Genomic DNA, 18,078 nt, shown 5'->3' with positions numbered 1-18,078 from the left:
AGGCGGAGATAGCCTAAGAGTTGAGATCCTTGGCGCCCCAGGGCTCACCCGGCAAGGCTGCTCGCCTGGAAATCGGCGATCTGTTGCCACATCGCGATCGGGTTGGAATACATCGGGAAATGCCCGCAATCAGGAATCGGCGATAGCCGGACACCTTCGGCCTGGATATGCGAGAGATAGGACAATGAAGCGTTCTGTTCGCCGTACATGAACATCCTTGGGCATTTCAATCCGAGGAATTTGCCCATCAGATCGGCGTTATCGGAGAGATCGACCATCGACTGAAAAATCCCCCGCACCGCACCGGCACGCACCTTGTGCCGCAAGCTCGCGGAATACAGCGCGCTGGCATAGGCCGGAGCGTGTCGGGCACGTTCGATGAAGGCGGCAAAAAACGTCTCGGCATCGTTGCTCGGGTAATCGATGATCTGCCGGCTGAGGAAGCAGTCTTCCGGGGCGATATTGCCTTCGATATCGACGAAGCTGAGCACCCGGTCCGGGAACTGATGCGCCAGCATCAATGCGGTCAGACCGCCCATGGAATGGCCGACCAGGTGGAAGCGTTCGGTGCCGAAATGTGCCAGCACCTGCAGCGCTGTCTGCAGCAGAAAGGGAATGGAAATCCTGGAAAGATCATCGCACTGGCTTTCACCACAACCCGGTGCGTCGTAAGCCACGAAAGGATGACCGGCGAATGCGGGCTGCTGCACGATGTCGGCATAGTCCTCCTTGGTCGAACCAAATCCATGCAGGAACACGATCGGCGCAAGGACTCCTTCGCGATGGATTGCGGCCACGTTCAGTTGGACACCCTCCACCGTCAGAGGGAGTTGCACATGAGTGAACGTTTCTGGAGAAGACACGTTGTTGACTCCTTGAACGAAAAGGTAGCGCCGAACCTGGGTTGCCGGCAGCCAGACTCGCAATTTCAAGGGAATCGAGCCTTTTGTAAATTCCTAATACGGGAAGGCTCCCATACGCCAAACCTATCACTCCTGTTCACGCACAGGGCCTTGGTCGACTCACGGACGGGACTGGAGCCGGGTGACCAGCTCCTCCACCAGCGCGTTAGGCCGATCTGCGTTCCAAGCCACTGCTGTGGTCACGACATTGAGCTTCTGGCTCAGCGTTCGAAACACTACGTTGTCGGGTGCCAGCTTTTTCAGCGACGCCGGTACCAGTGCGATGCCCTGGCCGCAGCTGACAAAGGCAATTTGCGAGGCGACTGAGCGCACTTCATGCAGCACTCGCGGGGAAAAACCGCTGGCGCGGCAAGTCGCGATCAGATTGTCGAAGTAGACCGGACTAACCTTGCGGGAAAACATCACCAAGGGTTCAGTGGCCAGGCTAGACAGGCTGATTCGCGTGCGCGCAGCCAAGGGGTGATCGCTGGGCAGGGCCACAACCAGGCGATCCTGAGTCAGCGGCAGTGATTTGATCGCGGCCCCCAGATCACCGTCCAGCCGGGCGAAGGCCAGGTCGATGTCCCCGGCTTCCAGCGCCGGCACCGCTTCCACGCTGTCGATCTCCCGTACAGACACGGTGAGGTGCGGGTAATCGATCTTCAGTTGCTCGATCAAACCCGGCAAGACGTCAAACATGGCCGTAGAAATCGCGCCGATGGTCAACATCCCCGACTGCCCCGCCACCGCCTCCTCCACAGCGAGTTCCAGCCGCTCCAATTGGTCCGCGAACTTGCGCACGGCCGGCAGAATCGCCGCCCCCACCGGGGTCAGCTTCGCCCCGCGTCGCGAGCGATCAAACAGCTTGACCTTGAGCGCCTGTTCCAGCACCTGGATCTGCTCGCTCAGTGGTGGCTGGGACATGCCCAAACGCTTGGCCGCGCGGCCGAAATTCTGTTCTTCGGCCACCGCCAGGAACAACCAGAGATGACGAATCAGTCGAAAATTGATCATGATTAATCCATAGGTTTAACGTATCTAAAGCATCTGTGATTCGTAATATACCTATCAAACTGCCTCGCCGACACTGGGCGCCTCCGTCACCACTGGGGCTTTCCCATGATCAATAAGCGTTTGCTCGATCGCTTGGCGGCGCTGGATACCAACACGGTCTCCGATGCGCTCGACTTCCTCGGCTTGCCGGGTGCCACTGTTGGGCTGCGCCCGTTGTGGAGCTGCCCAAAGATTGTCGGCCGCGCCAGCACCGTGCTGCTGGCTCCTAAATCCGACAACGTCCCCACTGTGCACCTGATTACCCCCGTGGTGGAACAGATCGACAGCGATGATCGTGTGCTGGTGATCGCCGGTGGAATCGAAGGCATCTCCTGCTGGGGCGATATCCTCGCCAATGCATCGGCCAGCAAGAAAGTGCGCGGCACGGTAATCGACGGTTTCAGCCGCGACATCGACGGCAGCGCGTCAATTGGCTACCCGGTGTATGGCCGCGGCGTGACCATGATCAGCGCCCGCAATCGCGTGGTGCAGATCGATGCCGCCGTCACCATCAACGTGGCCGGCGTCGACGTCAGCGAGAACGACTATGTCATCGCCGATACCTGCGGCACCGTGTTCGTGCCCTCAGCCTATATCGAGAAAGTGCTCGACCTTGGCGAGCGTATCGCCCGCCGCCAGGACGGCATGGTCGAGGCTGTCCGCAGCGGTCGCTCGGTCGCCGAAGTGATGCATGACACCCAATTCGAAGCGATCCACGTGGAGCACGCCTGATGGGTATCGAAGACAAAGAACTGGTCGCCTTGTTTGAAGGCCTCGACACCCCAGGTGTTTCCGATGCGCTGGACAAACTCGGCCTGCCCGGCCAATGCCTCGGTGTGGCGCCACTGGACAACTACAGCAAAGTCATCGTCGGTCCCGCTTTCACTGTCCAGTACGTGACGGCCAGCGTACCACCCGGCACCGTGGGTGATTTCATCGACGACGTCGCGCCCGGCGACGTGGTGGTCATCGACAACGGCGGTCGCACCGACTGCACCGTCTGGGGCGACATCATGACCCAGTACGCCGGTACTCGGCAGATCGCAGCCACAGTCATCGATGGTGTTTGCCGTGACGTGAACAAAGCGCTGGGCGATGGCTACCCCATTTTCAGCAAAGGCCGTTTCATGCGCACCGGTAAAGATCGGGTGCAGGTTCAATCGGTCAACCAGCCGGTGTCCATCGGCACCGTCCGGGTCTGTGCCCGCGACATCGTGGTCGCTGACGCCAACGGTGTGGTGGTTGTCCCCCGGGCTCGCGCAGCTGAAGTGGCCGCGTGTGCCCGTCAAATCGAACGGGTCGAAGCCGACATTCGCGCCCTGATCAGCCAAGGCAAAACCCTTAAAGAAGCCCGGACCGCACTGGGTTATCACAGCCTGCAGAGGAAAGTCTGATGACCATGCTCCCCCTCCCCCTGGATGCTCACGCTCGGGCAAAAGTGCTGGGCAGCTCGACGCTGTATGAAGCCTCCCATCTGCCTTGCGCGGTTGACAGTGCAATCCGCCCGATCTGGGACGGTGCCTTCATCTCCGCCCCCGCTTACCCTCTGGAATGTTCACCCGGCGATAACCTCGCCCTGCACCTGGCCATGGAACGAGTGCCCCGTGGCAGCGTGCTGGTCGTCGGGACGGGTAGTTTCATCGCTGGTTACTGGGGTGAAGTGCTCACCGTGGCGGCCGAAGCGGCTGGCGTGGTCGGGCTGGTGATCGATGGTGGCGTACGCGATATTGCGGCCCTGAAGAAACGCCAGTTCCCGGTGTTTGCCCGCGGCATTTCAGTGAAAGGCACGGTCAAGGCCAGTGCGCCTTCGGTGGGCCGACCGTTCAATTTCAACGGTGCATACGTGGCACAGGGCGATTGGGTGGTGGCCGACGATGATGGTGTGATCATCATTCCCAAGGAGGATGCCGCACGCACCCTGGCAGAAGGTGAAGCGCGGGCGGACAAGGAAGCGCAGATGATGCAGGCGTTGACCGAGGGCCGTTCGACCCTGGAACTGATGAACCTGACTGAGTGGAGAACTCGCGCATGAGCGCCGATATCCAGCGTCTGAATCAGCGTCTGGTCAATGCGCAGCCGTCCGCGACATACCGAATCATGGATCGGGTGGCAGAGCGCCGGGCGCAAGGCGCGAAGATTATTTCGCTGTGCGCCGGCGAGCCGGATTTCGATACACCCAAGCATGTGCGCGAAGCGGCCATTCAGGCCATTGAACACGGCCACACCCGCTACACCCAGGTCGCCGGGGTACGTTCACTGCGAGAAGCGGTGGCCGCCAAGTTCCGCCGCGAGAACGGCCTGGACGTCACCTGGCAAGACACCCTCGTCTGCAACGGTGGCAAACAGGTGATCTACAACGCCTTGGCCGCGACGCTCAATGAGGGCGACGAAGTCATCGTGCCAGCGCCGTACTGGGTCAGTTACCCGGAAATGGTGCAACTCTGTGGTGGTGAAGCCCGAATCGTTACCTGCGAGGCCGACACCGGTTTCAAGTTGACGCCCTCGGCGCTGGCCGCAGCGATCACACCGCAGACGCGCTGGTTGATCCTCAATTCGCCGTCCAACCCGACCGGCGCGGTGTACAGCCAGGAAGAACTGCACGCCCTGGCTGAGGTGTTGCTGGCTCACCCACACGTGTTGATTTTGGCCGATGACATCTACGAACACCTGATCTTCGACGATCAAGCGTTCTACACCCTGGCCCAGGTTGAACCACGACTGGCACCGCGTACCCTGACCATGAACGGAGTGTCCAAGGCCTATGCCATGACCGGCTGGCGCATCGGTTTCGCCACAGGGCCACGCTGGCTGCTGGACGCCATGGAGAAGCTGCAAGGTCAGCAAACCTCCGGCGCCAGCTCTGTATCGCAGCAGGCCGCACTCGCCGCGCTGGAAGGTCCCAAGGATTTCATCCGTGAAAGCCGGGTGGCATTCCAGAATCGTCGCGATTGGATGGTGGCGCTGCTCAACGACACCCCAGGCCTTGAATGCGTCAGTCCAGCTGGGGCGTTCTACGCGTTCGCTTCCTGTCTCGGATTGATCGGGCGTACCTCAGCGGCTGGCCGGGTGCTGCATACTGACGAAGACGTCGCGCATGCACTGCTCGACGAAGCGAATGTGGCCGTAGTGCAGGGCAGCGCTTTTGGTCTTGGCCCTTACATTCGCATCGCCTACGCCCTGGATGACGCTTCATTGAACCGGGCGTGCGAGGCGATCCGTACCTTTTGCACCTCGCTACGTTAAGCATTTCCCTTCGCATAATGCGTGGCTATCGCCGTTGCCTGGCTGGCCCCCGCCAATTGAAGCGGGAGGTTCTGGATCCCCATGCACGTGCAGTGGGTTGCCACGCTCAGGGCAAACCTGAGGGACGGATAAACAGACTCAAGGGAATTCCACCTTACACTCTGACAGGGCAATCGAGCGCCCATCGGACACAATGAACTGATCGCCGTCAATTCGAGCAAGGAGTAATCCACGAGCCTTTGCTCCTGCCTCAACTGCCTCCCGCCAGCCCTCTGTATCACCGTGGTAAGAGAGCGCATGGAACTGGAGCCCCTCCGGCAGATAAATGTTGCAACTGTCAGACACAACCCCACCGCTGGTGGCCCTTATTACGCCTGCCGAGTCCAGAAGCGCGTTGAACTGCTTCTTTGGCTTACTCTTCCCATCATCCTCGTAGTAAACAAACTCCACGCCCTCAACGGGACTTGAGCCGGGTACGGCACGCTGTCCACGCTGCTCAATGGCGCCGCCCAGAATTTTCTCCAACGCTTCCCGATCACTGCTCATTACGTGCCTCACTTAGCCGCTGGGGTAATGACAAACTTGATGTTTTTTATTCCCGCATCGGTAAATATTTTTGAGTAATAACTGGCCAACTCTGGGCTGTTCGTATGATAAATAGCGCCGCCATCAAAGCCTGAAGAATACCTCTTCGCTTGATCCACCATTTTCGTCTGCTCCGCTACCGACCAAGGCTTGGAGCCTGCCGAGCTTGCCGGATTACGTAGCGAGCCACTCCAATCATCGACAAACTTTGCTTCGATCGCGGTTCTCTTACCGCCGATAACCGCAACATCGTCGGCCACACCGTTGACAATTTTTCCATCCACCACGGTTCTGAACTGACGCTCGTCAAATGCGTTAGTACCACCATACATTCCGCGCACCCCGCCCTCGTAGCTCTGCGCTTTGTCGATGGGTCGACTCCCGCTGACAGCAACGGGTCTGGTAGTTTCCAGCGCGGCTCCACCGGCATTTGCACTACCGCCCGAAACCGGGTTAATCGGGCACGGTCCGGTATTGTGCACCCACGTTTTCAGTTTGCCCACATAGAAGGTATGACCGATATCGACCGTGAGGTTGTAGGTTTTGCCTTGCGGTTGAAACAGCTCCAGCGACGTGACCCGGGTCGATACATTCTCGCCTGCACCATCCCCTAGAGACTGCAGCAAATCACCCGTTTCAAGATCAATAACCGGAATAAAGTCATGTTTTGCCGGAACGTAGAACGGGTGCGAGGGCGTTACAAATAGCGTTTCACTCTCAGCCGCACCCTCTGCACGGATGCTCGTGAGTTTGAGCTTGTAGATTGGCTGGTCGGAGCGTTTGTGGGTCGCCAGAATGGCCGCCGCAAATGGCTCACCTCCGTTTTCAGGCTTGCTCCAGACGATATCGCCAACGTTGAGCGTTTCGATCGCCTTGGCGCCCGAAGGGGTGGCGACCATAGTGCCGGCAGCGAAGCAGCACGGTCCTTTCCCAGGACCTGGATTCATACCGAAGTTGTCGGCATCCTTCGATACGCCATTGCCGGTCTTCCCGCCTTTACCGACACCCGCAACAACCTTGGTGCCCCACCCCTCGGTCAGCAACATAGTCCCCATGTTGCTGATCATGGCGGCTCTTTCGGCCACGCTGAGCGTACGTCCAGCCGCATCGTCCAGCCACGAGGTCTTGTTCTCCCACTCCTTGAGATTGGCGCTCTCGGCGGGCGTCAACCAGCCTTCCTTGATGTACTTGGCCGTGATGATCTGGTCGTCGGTCACATAGGTATTGCCCCAAAGGTCATACCCTTGGGCCTGTTGTGCGATCAACCCTGGATTGCCCACCAGCATCCCGGGCATATCGTAGGAGACCTTGGTCCGGTAGAACGCGAGCAACTCCTGTGCAACCGGGTCGTCCATAGCGATGGTGTTGGCTTTCAACCCCTCTACACAGGCTCTGGTCTCGCACAAGTCAATCAGTTGCGAACGTTCGGCCGAGATTTTTTCATACTTGCCGATCAGGTCGCGCTGTTTCGCCTCGGTGCAATTGCCACCGGCCTTACAGGCCTTCAACTCGTTGAGCAGGCGTTCGGCGGTCGGATGATCGAGGCTGTTGAACTTGGTAGCCTGCTGGGTGACCCAGCCCGCCACTTCCTGTTGTTTGTCAGAGCCGCCGACCGCTGCCGAGACCGTTACGCCGATCAACTGCGAGGTCATCGCCAGCAGTTGATCATGCATGTCGCCGACGAATATCTTGTCGCCGACCGAGGCAACAAAGGCCTCATTGGCGCCGGCTGCCAAAGCCCCAGTCCGGAAGCTGCCTCCGGCCGCTTCCGCGATCAGGCCACCGACAATCGCGTGTGCGCCGACTTTGGCCGGGATCCCGGTGAATTCCAGCTGGGTACCCAAGCGGTTATAGATCGAGGCCGACAGGACATCCGCCGCCGCACTGATACTGGCCTGGGCCAGATTGTTCTTGAGGCTGCCCCCATTGATCGCGGTATTGGTAACCGCGCCAAAGCCCTTTTCAGCCAAGGTGTAGCCGACAAACTTGGTCAGGCCATCGGTACTGGCCAGTTCAAAGCCGTGGGTCGCTTTACTGGCATTTTCGGCGGAAACCCCGAACGCCTTGTCCAGGACACCGGATGCGAAGCCCGCAACCAGCCCACTGGTCACATACCCCTTGAGGCTTTCTGTCGAGGTGACATCTTTGAGGACTGCGCCCAGATTGCCTTTGTTGTTTATCGTGCTGACCACCGACTGGACCACCGCAGCGGTGTAGGCTGCCGATGCGGCCGCACCGATCGCGGCGGCGGTGGTCCCAGTGATGCCCACGGCTGTCGCGGCGCCACTTGCGCCGGCGCTAACGGCACCGGCCGTCCCCGACCCCGCCGTCACTACCGTGACGATAATGACCACGGCCAGCATTGCCCCCATGCCCATGCCGGAATTGCTGTACTTGAAGGAGTCGTGGACCTCTTTCACGCGCTGCCAATCGACATCGCCACGCTGCTCGGCTTCTTTGAGCCAGGCCAGTTGGGGGTCGGCCTGGACCATCGCATCAATGGTCTGGCTGACCGTCTTCTGATCGATCTGCTTGATGTCGATGTGCAGACCTTTGGCGGCCGTGATCGCCAGGTCGCCCTTGCTGATCAACTCGCTCTGACGCAGGGTTTCGTCGGTATGCCCCTTGCCCTTCGAGGAATTCCACGCGAGGCTGTTGTTGGTCTTCTCGTGGCTCTCCTGGCTCAGGTCCTTGACACCCTCGAAGGTAATCGCCCCCTCACTGTTGAGTATCAAGTCTGCGCCGCTTTCGAGTTTGGCGGCCTGATAACGCTGATCGCCACCGCTGATCAGGGTCAGATCACTCCCCGTAGTGATCTGGGTGCCGACATTGGTGGTCTTTGACACCTCATCGTGCTTGGTCTGCTTGCGCCCCCAACTGCCCTTGCTTTTTTTGTCATACAGCGAGTAATCCGTGTCCTGGGCCGCCAGCACATCCAGTTGCCCGACCGCCGCCAGGTAGGCCTCGTTGCCAGCATTGATCCGACTCGAGATCAGCGCCATATCTTTTCCAGCGCTGAAAGTTACGTCTTGTCCGGCACTCACGACACTGGAAATCTGTTTGACGTGGTCTTCCTGCTTCGTGACTTTCTTCGACTTGGAATACGAATGGCTTTCGTCGGCAGCCGAGGTCACCGTAAGGTTTTCGCCGGCGCCAAAGTCGATGTTCCGATTTGCTTCTATCTGGCTGGCAACCACCGCCAGATCACGCGCGGCCTGGACAGAGAGATCACGCCCCACCCTCACATCCGAGCCGTACTGGGTGACGCTGTTGCTCTTGACGCCGGCCGCCACGCTGTTGTGCTGCTCAGCGGCGGCAATAAAGGCATCCCGGCCTGCGGTGATCGTTGTGTCACCGCCGCTTTGCAATGTGCTGCCAGTGCTGACGAAATCCCGCGAGGCCTTGATGGTCAGGTCATTCGCCGCCTCGATGCGAGCGCCACTGTCGGCATACTCGTTGTGCCCGCTGTAGCCTTTGTAATTGACGTCATTACCCACCACCGTGCGTTGGTTGATCACATCGCCGGCGATTGCGGTCATAGTGACGTCGCGCCCAGCGATGACCCCGCCCGCCTTGTTGATAATGTCGTTACCCGCCAGCAGATCCAGGCGGTTACCGGCCTCGATCAAGCCGCTGTTGACCAGATCATTACCCGCGGTCGCGGAAAGGTTGTTGCTGGCCCGCAACGTACCGGCGTTATTCAGGTCTTTGCCGGCAATCAGCGTCACATCCGCGCCCTGGATCAGCGCGCCGTTCGGCGCCAGGCGATTGGTGGCCTGGGCCAGGTAGAGCACCGGCACCAGGACCTTCTCGCCATTCACTTCATGCTCTTCGAGCCAGACGATATCGTGGGTCAGCGCCGCGACCTGCTGGGACGTCAGGCTGACCCCCACCGACAGGTCGAGCTGCTGCTTGCTCTTGATGGCGTTGTCCATCAGGTACTTGTAAAGCGCTTCGTCGGAGGTCTGGCCATCGATGAAACGTTGCCCGGTACGCTCGACCACCGCCTGCTGGATCAGCTTCTGCTCATAGAAACCATCGCCCAGGCGTTTTGCGCTTTGATCAGGGTTGTAGCCGAGGTTCGCCAGCAGGTAGTCCGAACTCATGAACTGCTTGAGGTCGGTCAGCACCGGGTTGGTCTCGATCAGGTACTTCTGCGGGTTGGACCTGCCCGAGGTGTCCGGCAGGCCCTGCACGCGGTTGATGACCTGGCTGCCCACCGTGGAAACCACGCCCCCCTGCCCCGGCAGCTGGACGCTGCCGGAATCGCCCGGCGCACTGACACTGATCACGCTGCCGGAAACCCCGGCGCCGGTGGCCTGGCGGGAACTTTGTTCGAGTTGAAGAGTGCTCGCGGCGATCCGCGCAGCCTCGCTGAACTGCAGGTTGCGCGCCTGGACGTCATCCGCGCCCTGTTGGCGCTGGGCACTGCTGACTGTCGCGCTGCCCATGCTCCAGCTCTGTGGCCCGGCACTGGTTTGGCTTGCCTGGGTCGCAGACGCGCCCTGCCCGCTCAGGCGGAACAGACCGTTTTGTCCGTCCGGCAGGCTGAACCCCCGCGACGCCACCGGGTCCACCCGCTGCTGGGACAGGTTCGGCGGCAGTTGTGGGTTCAGGTAGACGACCGTCGGCTTGGCCGCGTTGCCGACCTGGGTGCCGGTCGCGTTCTTCGTCGTCCCGGAGAACTGGGTATTGGCGTGCAGGTTGCTGTTGTCGATGGTGTTCTTGGCGTTGATCTGTATCGCCTGGCCAGCCTGGACCACCGAAGCGACACTGCCACCACCGGCGGTAAACACTTTGTTATCGCTGCTCAGCGTGCCGGCGAGAATGCCGGCGGGAATGGCCACATCCGGTCCCTGGCCAAACTTGGTGTTCACGGTTGTGGTTTTTTGCTTGCCGTAATCGTTGAGCTCAATGTGAGTCCCGCCTTTGTCGGGTTCATGCACGCTCTTCTGGTATCGGTAAACGTACTGGGAATATCGTTGCGCGTAGGCGTCCAGCGCTGCGTTCGCGTAAGTTTTTCTATCGAAGATATTGCGCACGCCGGTATAGACCCGGTTACGGGTGAAGTTACCGGCCTCCAACCCCAGGTTCTCGAAGGTGTCCACGTTCAGGCGAATATTCTGGCCGGCGGAAATCGTCGAAGCGGTGTTGGAAAAACGACCGACATCCCCATCAATGTTTCCGGCCACCGCCAGGCTCGCGCGCGCGCCGCTGATGGTCGATTCCGAGGTGTAGTTTTCAGCGATATAAAACGTGCCGCCGTTAAACGTGATATCGCCCGACACCAGCCGCTCTTGGCCGATCACCCCCTCGGTCTTGTTATTGAAGCTGTTGGCCGACAGCGAGAAATCCCCGTCGACATTGATCGAGGACGCCAGGTTGGTCACGCTGTTGGCGCGGCCGCCATTGAGGCCCGAGATGTTCAGGTTGCCGATGCTGTAGACATCGCCGTTGTCGTTGGTGAAGTCATTGACCAGCAGGCCCATGTTGCGGCCGCTGAAGATCAGGCCGTGGTCATTCACCAGGGTCGGCGTCTTCAGCGTCAGGTCCTGGGCCGCGCCCAGCGTGCCGGTGTTGCCGATGCCATTGGCGGTGACCGTCATGGATCCGTTGGACGTCAGACGCCCGGCGTTGCTCAAGCCTCCGGCATTGATCGTGGTATCGCCACCACCGGCAATGGTCGTGGCAGTGCCGAGGTTCACCTGGGCCGCGCTCAGGCCGAGGGTGCCGACGCTGCTGTAGCGCCCGTTACCGCCGTAGGTGCCGGCCAGGGTCAGGTTGGCTGTGCCGTCGCTGGCGATCAGCCCATCGTTGTTCCAATTGCCGCCGGTGCCGGTCAGGCTGTCCGAGGCCAGCAGTTGCCCACCCGCTGTCTGGTTGAGGGTGTTGACGTTCACCGTCAGGCGCCCGGCCTGGATCACGCTGCTATTGGTCCAACTGTCCGCCGTGAGGGTCAGGCCGCCACGGGTTAACAGGCTGCCGCCGGCATTGGTGATATTCGCGGTACTGATATCAAAGGTGCCGTTGCCCACGTGCAACAGGCTGCCGCCGAGGTTCTGGAAGCTGCCGGCATTGAGGGTCAGGTCGCTGTTGGCGGTTTCCAGCTTGCCGTTGCGGTTGTCGAACAGGCCGCCGATCTGGAAGTCGGTCTTGCCGCTGGTGCCCAGTGCACGGATCTGCCCGGTCTGGTTATCGAGGCTGGCCGCACGCACGCTCAAGCTGCTGTCGCTTTCGATAACGCCCTGGCGGTTGTTCAGCGCGCCGTTAAGGCTGAGGTCGACTCGCTGGCCGGCAATTTGTCCGTCGTTATCGCCGCTGTTGTCGAAGTTGTTGCCGCTGACCTGCACCAGGCCCTGGGCGTACAGGCCGCCATTGCGGTTGTCGAAGTCGGCGGTGGTGACCACGGCATCGCCGCTTTGCGCCGCGATCCGCCCACCGTAGTTGTCGATCCCGCCGAGCGCCCTGAGGTTGAGGCGCTGGGCCTGGATGATGCCGCCCTGGCGGTTGTTGCCCAGGTCATAGGCGTTTTTCAGCACGCCGACGACATGGGCTTCGAAGGCGCCCTTGAGGCTGGCCAGGGTGCCGCCGCGGTTGTCGAGGTTGGCCGCGCTGACGTTCAGGTCGCCATTCTGGGTGATCAGCTTGCCGCTCTGGTTGTCGATATCGCCGCTGACCGTCAGGTTCAGTGAGCCTTGCCCTTGCAGGGAGCCCTTGCCGTTGGCGAGGCTCGCGGCGTCGACGCGCACGCCAGCGTTCTGGCTGTAGATCAGGCCGTCACTGTTGTTCTGTACGGCACCGCCGCTGCTGATCACCAGGTTGTCATTGGCCGCGACGGTACCGCGATTGCGGTTATCCAGGCTGCCGGTGAGCAGGCTCAGCGCTCCTTGGCTGACGAGTTGGCCGCCCTGGTTGTCGATCTGGCTGCTGCGGCTGATCACCAGTGGTCCGCCGCTGGCGAGCTGGCCGTTGCTGTTGGTCAAGGCGCCGAGCAGGTCGAGGCTGACTGCGGCCTTGCCGCTCAGGGTACCGTTGCGGTTGTCCAGGGAGGTGCCGGTGAAATCCAGGGCCTGTTGCGCGCTGATGCTGGCGCTGTTATTCAGGGCCATGGCTTGCAATGTCAGGGTGGCGGCGCTATCGATGGAGCCGCCCTGGACGTTGTTCAACAACCCGCTGACGGTCAGGCGCTGGGCCGCGCCACTGGCAAGAATACCGGCGCTGTTGTCCAGGCTGGCCGCGTTGACGGTCAGTGCCTGCTGGCTGACCAGCGCACCGGCATTGCCGTTGAGCAATGCGCCGCTGAGGTTGACATCAAGGTTGCCGCTGCGACTGGACAGCGTGCCGCTGTTGCGGTTGTCCAGGCTCGCGCCGTTGACGGCCAACCCCTGCCAGCCGGAAATCAGGCCGCCCTGGTTGACCAGGCTGTTGCCGGTCACGCCCAACTGGTTGCTGCTGATCAGCTTGCCGCCGCTATTGTCCAGGGTCCGGCCGGTGAGGTTGAAGCTCTGGCTGCTGGAGAGCTCGCCGCCCTGGTTATACAGGTCACGCAGACGATTGAGGGTCAGGGCACCCTTGGCCTTGAGCAGGCCGTTGCGGTTGTCGAGGTCACCACCCGCGAGGTCGAGGCGGATGGCTTGGTCGCCGAGCAGGCGCCCGCCGTTCTGGTTCAAGGCGCCGAGGCTCAGGTCGATATCGCCCTTGGCCGAGACTTCGCCGCCATTGCCGGAATCCAGGCTGCTGGCGTTGATCGTCAGGCCGGCCCCGCTGTTGATCAGGCCCTTGGCACTGTTGTTCAGGGCCATGGTGTTGAGGGTCACGGCGCTGGCACCCAGTAGGGTGCCGCCCCTGTTGTCGAGGTCGGCGCTGCTGACGTTAAGGGCTTGGGCGGCGTTGATCAGGCCTTGGTCGCGGTTGCTCAGTTGACCGCCGGTGGTCAGGTCGAGGTCACCCCGGCTGGTCAGGGTGCCGCCGCTGTTGTCGAGGCTGGCGCTGCGGATATCGAGCGCGGCGGCGGCGATCTGGCCCTTGAGGTTGCTCAGTGCCTGGTTGATCCGCAGGGTCACGGCCTGGTTGCTCAGCAGTTTGCCGTTGCTGTTATCCAGGCTGTCGGCGGCCAACACAAAGGCCTGGGCACTGGATATTTCACCGCCCTGGTTATTCACACCCTTGAGGTTGTTGAGGCGCAATGACGGTGCGTTGATCAGGCCGTTCTGGTTGTTCAGTTGGCCGTTGTTCAGGTCCAGGGTCAGTGCCGTGTTGCTGAAGAGCTTGCCATCCTGCTGGTCCAGACCGGTGACGCTGGCGACCAGGGCCTTGTCGCTGCCGATGCGGCCGCTCTGGTTGCTGACCTGCCCTGCCGTCAGGGTGAGGTTGTCACTGCTGCTCAGGCTGCCGGTGCGATTGTCGTAGGCGCCGGTAGTGACAGTCACCGCACCTTTACCGCTGATCACTCCCAGCCGGGTGTTATCGAGACTGGCACTGTTCAGGTTGATGCTGCTGTCGCTGACCAGGCGTCCGCCCTGGTTACCCAGTGCGCCGTTGGCCTTGACGTTGAGTGCGCCGGCACTCGACAGGCTGCCGGCCGTGTTGGTCAGCCCGGCGCTGCTGACGTCCAGCCGGCCTTCGCTGCTGATCAGGCCACCGCTGTTGTCGAGGTCAGCGCCGAGGGTGAGTCGTGCATCCTGGTCGCTGAATAGTTGGCCGCCGGTGTTGTCGAGGGTCTGACCGTCCAGCGTAACGCCGGTCTTGCCCTTGAGCAGTCCCAGGTTGCGGTTGAGCACGTCGGCCATTTCAACGGTCAGCGTGGTATCGGCAAGGAGCTTGCCGCTGTCGCTGTTGTTCAGGCGCTTGCCGGTCAGGCGGATATCGGCGCTGCTGGAGAGTTCACCGCCGCGGTTGTCGATAGCGTCGACATCGAGTGTCAGCGCTTTTGTCGCCCCTACCAGGCCGTTCAAGCGGTTATCCAAAGAGGCGCCGCTCAGGGCTAGCGCGCCGCTGGCGATCAGCTTGCCGTTGCGGTTGTCCAGGGCGGCAATGTTGGCGGTGACATCGGCCTTGGCGGAAACGGCACCGCTGCTGTTATCCAGGCTGTTGGCCGTCAACAGGACAGCGCCGTCGCCCACCAGGGTACCGCCCTGGTTGATGAACGCCCCGCTCACACCCAGGTCGACCGCCCCCCGGCTGCTGATCAGGCCCTGGCTGTTGTCCAGGCTGGCGCTGCGGCTGTCGAGAGACGCCGCTGCCACTTGCCCCTTGAGGTTGATCAACGCCTGATCGATACGCAGTGTCAGCCCTTGGTTGCTCAGCAGCTTGCCGCTGCTGTTATCGAGGCTTTTCGCGGCCAGGGCAAAAGCCTGGGCGCTGGAGATTTCACCGCCCTGGTTGACGACCACGTCGAGGTTCTTCAGCACCAGCAGCGGGCCGTTGATCAGGCCGCCGCTGTTGTCCAGGCGGCCGTTGTGCAGGTCCAGGCTCAGTTGGGTCTTGCTGAACAGTTCGCCGCCCTGTTGGTCGAGGCCGGTGACGTTGGCCGTCAGGTCCTTAGCACTGGCAATGCGCCCGGAAGCGCCGTTGTTGACCTGGGTTGCGGTCAGGTCAAGGCGGTCGCCACTGGTCAGACGACCACCCTCGCGGTTGTCCAGGTTACCGGTGGTGACGCGGGTTGCACCCTCGCCGCTGATCAGGCCTTTCTGGCTGTTGTCGAGGCTGCCGCTGGCAAGCACCAGGCCCTGGTCCGTGAGGATCGACCCGCCCTGGTTGAGCACCGCGCCGAGGCTGTCGATCGACAGGTCGGCGGCACTGCCGAGCGTGCCGGCGGTGTTGTCCAGACTGCCGACCGTAAGGCCCAGCGCACCTTCGCTGCTGAGCGACCCCGTGTTGTTGAGCAGCGCGCCATCGAGGCGGATATCCAGGCCCTGCAGGGCGGAGATGTTGCCACCGCTGTTATCCAGAGTCTTGCCGCTCAGGCTGACGCGGCCTCTGGCGAACAGCCGGCCCTGGTTCTGGTTGATCACTTGCGCCACGGCGACGCCAAGATCGGTCTCGGTCAGCAGCTTGCCGCCATCGCTGTTGTCCAGACGTCGCCCGCTGACACTGACGCTGCTGTGGGTGCTGGACAGCTCGCCGGTACGGTTGTCGATCTGCTCGACGTTGACGGTCAGGCCCTGGGTGCTGGCGACCGTGCCGCCCTTGCGGTTGTCGAGGCTCTTGCCGGTCAGCCGTAGGGAACCCTGGGCCACCAGCGCCCCGCCCTGCTGGCTGAGGCTGTCGATGCTGGCGTCGAGGTCACCCTGGCTGGCGATACGGCCCTGGGTGTTGGCAACCTCCCCGGCCTTGAGGCTGACCGGGCCGACTGCGCTGAGCAGGCCACCACTATTGTCCAGGCGAGTGCCTTCAAAGCCGGCAGCCGCCTTGGCGACAAGGTTGCCCTTGTCGCGGTTGTCCAGTTGATCGACCAGCAGCTTGAGGTCTTTGTCGGCCTGGATCAGGCCGCCACGATTGTCCGCCGTATCCGCGCGCACGGTCAGGTGGTCCTTGCCCGCCAGGCTGCCGCCGCGGTTGTCCAGGCTGCCGGTGGTCAGCTCGATGCTGCCGGTGGCGCGCAGCTTGCCCTGTTCGCGGTTATCCAGCGCGCCGTGAACGGTGGCCTTCAGCGTGCCGTCCGCCGCCAGCACCGTGCCCGCCGCGCGGTTGTCGAGGCTGGCGGCGGCCAGGGTCAAAGCCTTGCCCGACCCCAGGGTCCCGCCGTGGTTATCCAAGGCACCGCTGAGGTCGATGCTCAAGCCCAGATCGCCGGTGATCTGCCCGCGGGTATTGTCCAGGCTTACGGCCTTCAAGGTCGCCAGGGTTGAACCCGACAAGGTGCCGTCACGGTTAGTGATCGCGCGGCTGGCAGTGAGACTGAGCCCCTTGTCAGCCGCGATCAAGCCGGAGGTATTGTCGAGGCTGGCGACATTCAGGGTGACATCGGCCAGGCTGGAGATTTCCCCACCACGGTTGCCCAATGCGCCGACGTTGACCATCAGGTTGCCGTTGCTGGAGATCAGACCGTCCCGGCCGTTCACGGCCTTGTCGGCGGTCAAGGTCAGGCGGTCGGCGCTGAGCACCCGACCCTTGCTCTGGTTGTCGAGGGTGCCGGCGGTGACGGTGGTCTGCCGCTGTCCGCTGAGGGTGCCGCCCTGGTTGTTCAGGGTCTGGGTGGTGGTGATGTCGAGGTCACGGCTGGCAACGATGTTTTTGCCGGCGTTGTTGAGGCGCTGCGCGCTGATGCTGATATCGGCGTTGGTGTTGCGGGTGTTATCGGCATTGACCCCGCTTTCGATGATGCCGTTGTTAGTCAACTGGCCGCCGCTGGTGAGGGTGATGCGGTCCTTGGCGACAAGGTTGTTCTGACTGGTCAGATCGCCCTGGGTTTTCACGTCCAGGGTGGTGCCGGCGTAGGCTGGCCCTTGGATGTTGGCGCTGACGGCCTCTACGTTCACTGCACCGTTGGCAGCCACTTGTGCAATGGTCAGGTCGCCATTGGCGGCGATCTGGATATCCCCCGCACTGGCAGCCATTTTTCCATCGAGCTTTACCCCGACACCGGCTTCGCTGCTGACCAGTTTGATTGCACCGGCGTACATGCCGCCGAGGGCCGAGGAGTCGATCGCCAGTTGCGGCTTGGTCGCCGGGTCTGCTGTACGGGCAGTGGCGTTGAGGGTCTTCGCATCAACGTCGTTGGCGCCGGCGATGATCGTCAGGTTCTTGGCCTGGATCTCGGCATTCAGCTTGGCTGAACGAGTGATGATTTCGAAGCGGTCGATGTTGTTGGCGTTAAGGCCTGCGCCTTCGATGGACACGCTGCCTTGATCGACTTGGTAGCGACTGATCTGGCCGTTCTCGATCACTGCTTTACCGGTGGTCAACGTCGCCTGCGGGGTGTTGATGAAACCGCAGCCGTTGCAGGTGACGCCATACGGGTTGGCCACGATGACATGGGCCGACTGCCCCGCCACTTCGGTATAGCCGCGCAACTGGCTGGGGCTGCCGCCGTTGACCTCATTGAGGATCACGCTGGCCGCGTTGCCCTTGAGGTTCTGGTTGCCGAGGATAATCCCGCCCAGTTGGGTCGACTGGGTGCGGCCGGTGGCGTTGTTGAGGATGACCCCATTGGCGCCGACGTTGTAGTCCTTGAACTGGTTATGCGACAGCCCGCTGCCATTGGGCGCAGCAATATTGACGATGGGCACGCCATTGCCTGCCTGGCCAAGTGTGGTCCCCGGCGCGCTCACCACAATCCCATCCGCCTGCGCCA

The 18,078-nt window shown here is 61.7% G+C and carries 8 protein-coding genes; 4 read left to right on the top strand and 4 right to left on the bottom strand.

All coding sequences use genetic code 11. The annotated features are described in order from the left end of the window. Positions 1–44: 44 nt before the first annotated feature. Both WBR57_RS23635 and WBR57_RS23630 read right to left on the bottom strand, forming a co-directional pair. On the bottom strand, positions 45–863 hold the full coding sequence (locus tag WBR57_RS23635; protein ID WP_424087161.1) for an alpha/beta fold hydrolase: 819 nt from the start codon (positions 861–863) through the stop codon (positions 45–47). A gap of 159 nt (positions 864–1,022) precedes the next feature. After that, the gene (locus tag WBR57_RS23630; RefSeq protein WP_424087159.1) at positions 1,023–1,916 is read right to left on the bottom strand and encodes a LysR family transcriptional regulator; all 894 of its coding nucleotides are present in this window, start codon (positions 1,914–1,916) and stop codon (positions 1,023–1,025) included. A gap of 105 nt (positions 1,917–2,021) precedes the next feature. Between WBR57_RS23630 and WBR57_RS23625 the strand changes: the two genes are divergently transcribed. From WBR57_RS23625 to WBR57_RS23610, 4 genes are read left to right on the top strand one after another with little or no spacing between them, the layout of a single operon-like run. Beyond that, entirely contained in the window at positions 2,022–2,687 is a 666-nt protein-coding gene (locus tag WBR57_RS23625) for an RraA family protein (RefSeq protein ID WP_424087158.1), read from the top strand. Beyond that, a complete protein-coding gene (locus WBR57_RS23620) occupies positions 2,687–3,349 on the top strand; it encodes an RraA family protein (RefSeq protein WP_424087156.1) in 663 nt (220 codons plus the stop codon). The genes WBR57_RS23625 and WBR57_RS23620 overlap by 1 nt, the downstream gene beginning before the upstream one ends. Then, the gene (locus WBR57_RS23615; protein ID WP_424087154.1) at positions 3,349–3,987 is read left to right on the top strand and encodes an RraA family protein; all 639 of its coding nucleotides are present in this window, start codon (positions 3,349–3,351) and stop codon (positions 3,985–3,987) included. The genes WBR57_RS23620 and WBR57_RS23615 overlap by 1 nt, the downstream gene beginning before the upstream one ends. Then, positions 3,984–5,198, top strand: a complete 1,215-nt coding sequence (locus tag WBR57_RS23610; protein ID WP_424087152.1) for a pyridoxal phosphate-dependent aminotransferase — start codon at positions 3,984–3,986, stop codon at positions 5,196–5,198. Before WBR57_RS23615 ends, WBR57_RS23610 begins: the two co-directional genes overlap by 4 nt. 138 nt (positions 5,199–5,336) lie before the next feature. Here WBR57_RS23610 and WBR57_RS23605 read toward each other — a convergent pair whose 3' ends face one another. Both WBR57_RS23605 and WBR57_RS23600 read right to left on the bottom strand, forming a co-directional pair. Further along, positions 5,337–5,744, bottom strand: a complete 408-nt coding sequence (locus WBR57_RS23605) for a hypothetical protein (RefSeq protein WP_424087150.1) — start codon at positions 5,742–5,744, stop codon at positions 5,337–5,339. Positions 5,745–5,752: 8 nt separating this feature from the next. After that, positions 5,753–18,078 (bottom strand): filamentous hemagglutinin N-terminal domain-containing protein (locus WBR57_RS23600; RefSeq protein ID WP_424087148.1); only part of this gene is annotated, 12,326 nt, incomplete at its 5' end.

Source organism: Pseudomonas sp. (genome assembly GCF_049590575.1).
In the GTDB taxonomy this organism is placed as follows: domain Bacteria; phylum Pseudomonadota; class Gammaproteobacteria; order Pseudomonadales; family Pseudomonadaceae; genus Aquipseudomonas.
Note: the sequence above shows the minus strand (reverse complement) of the source record. Positions and strands in the feature narration are given on the sequence as shown.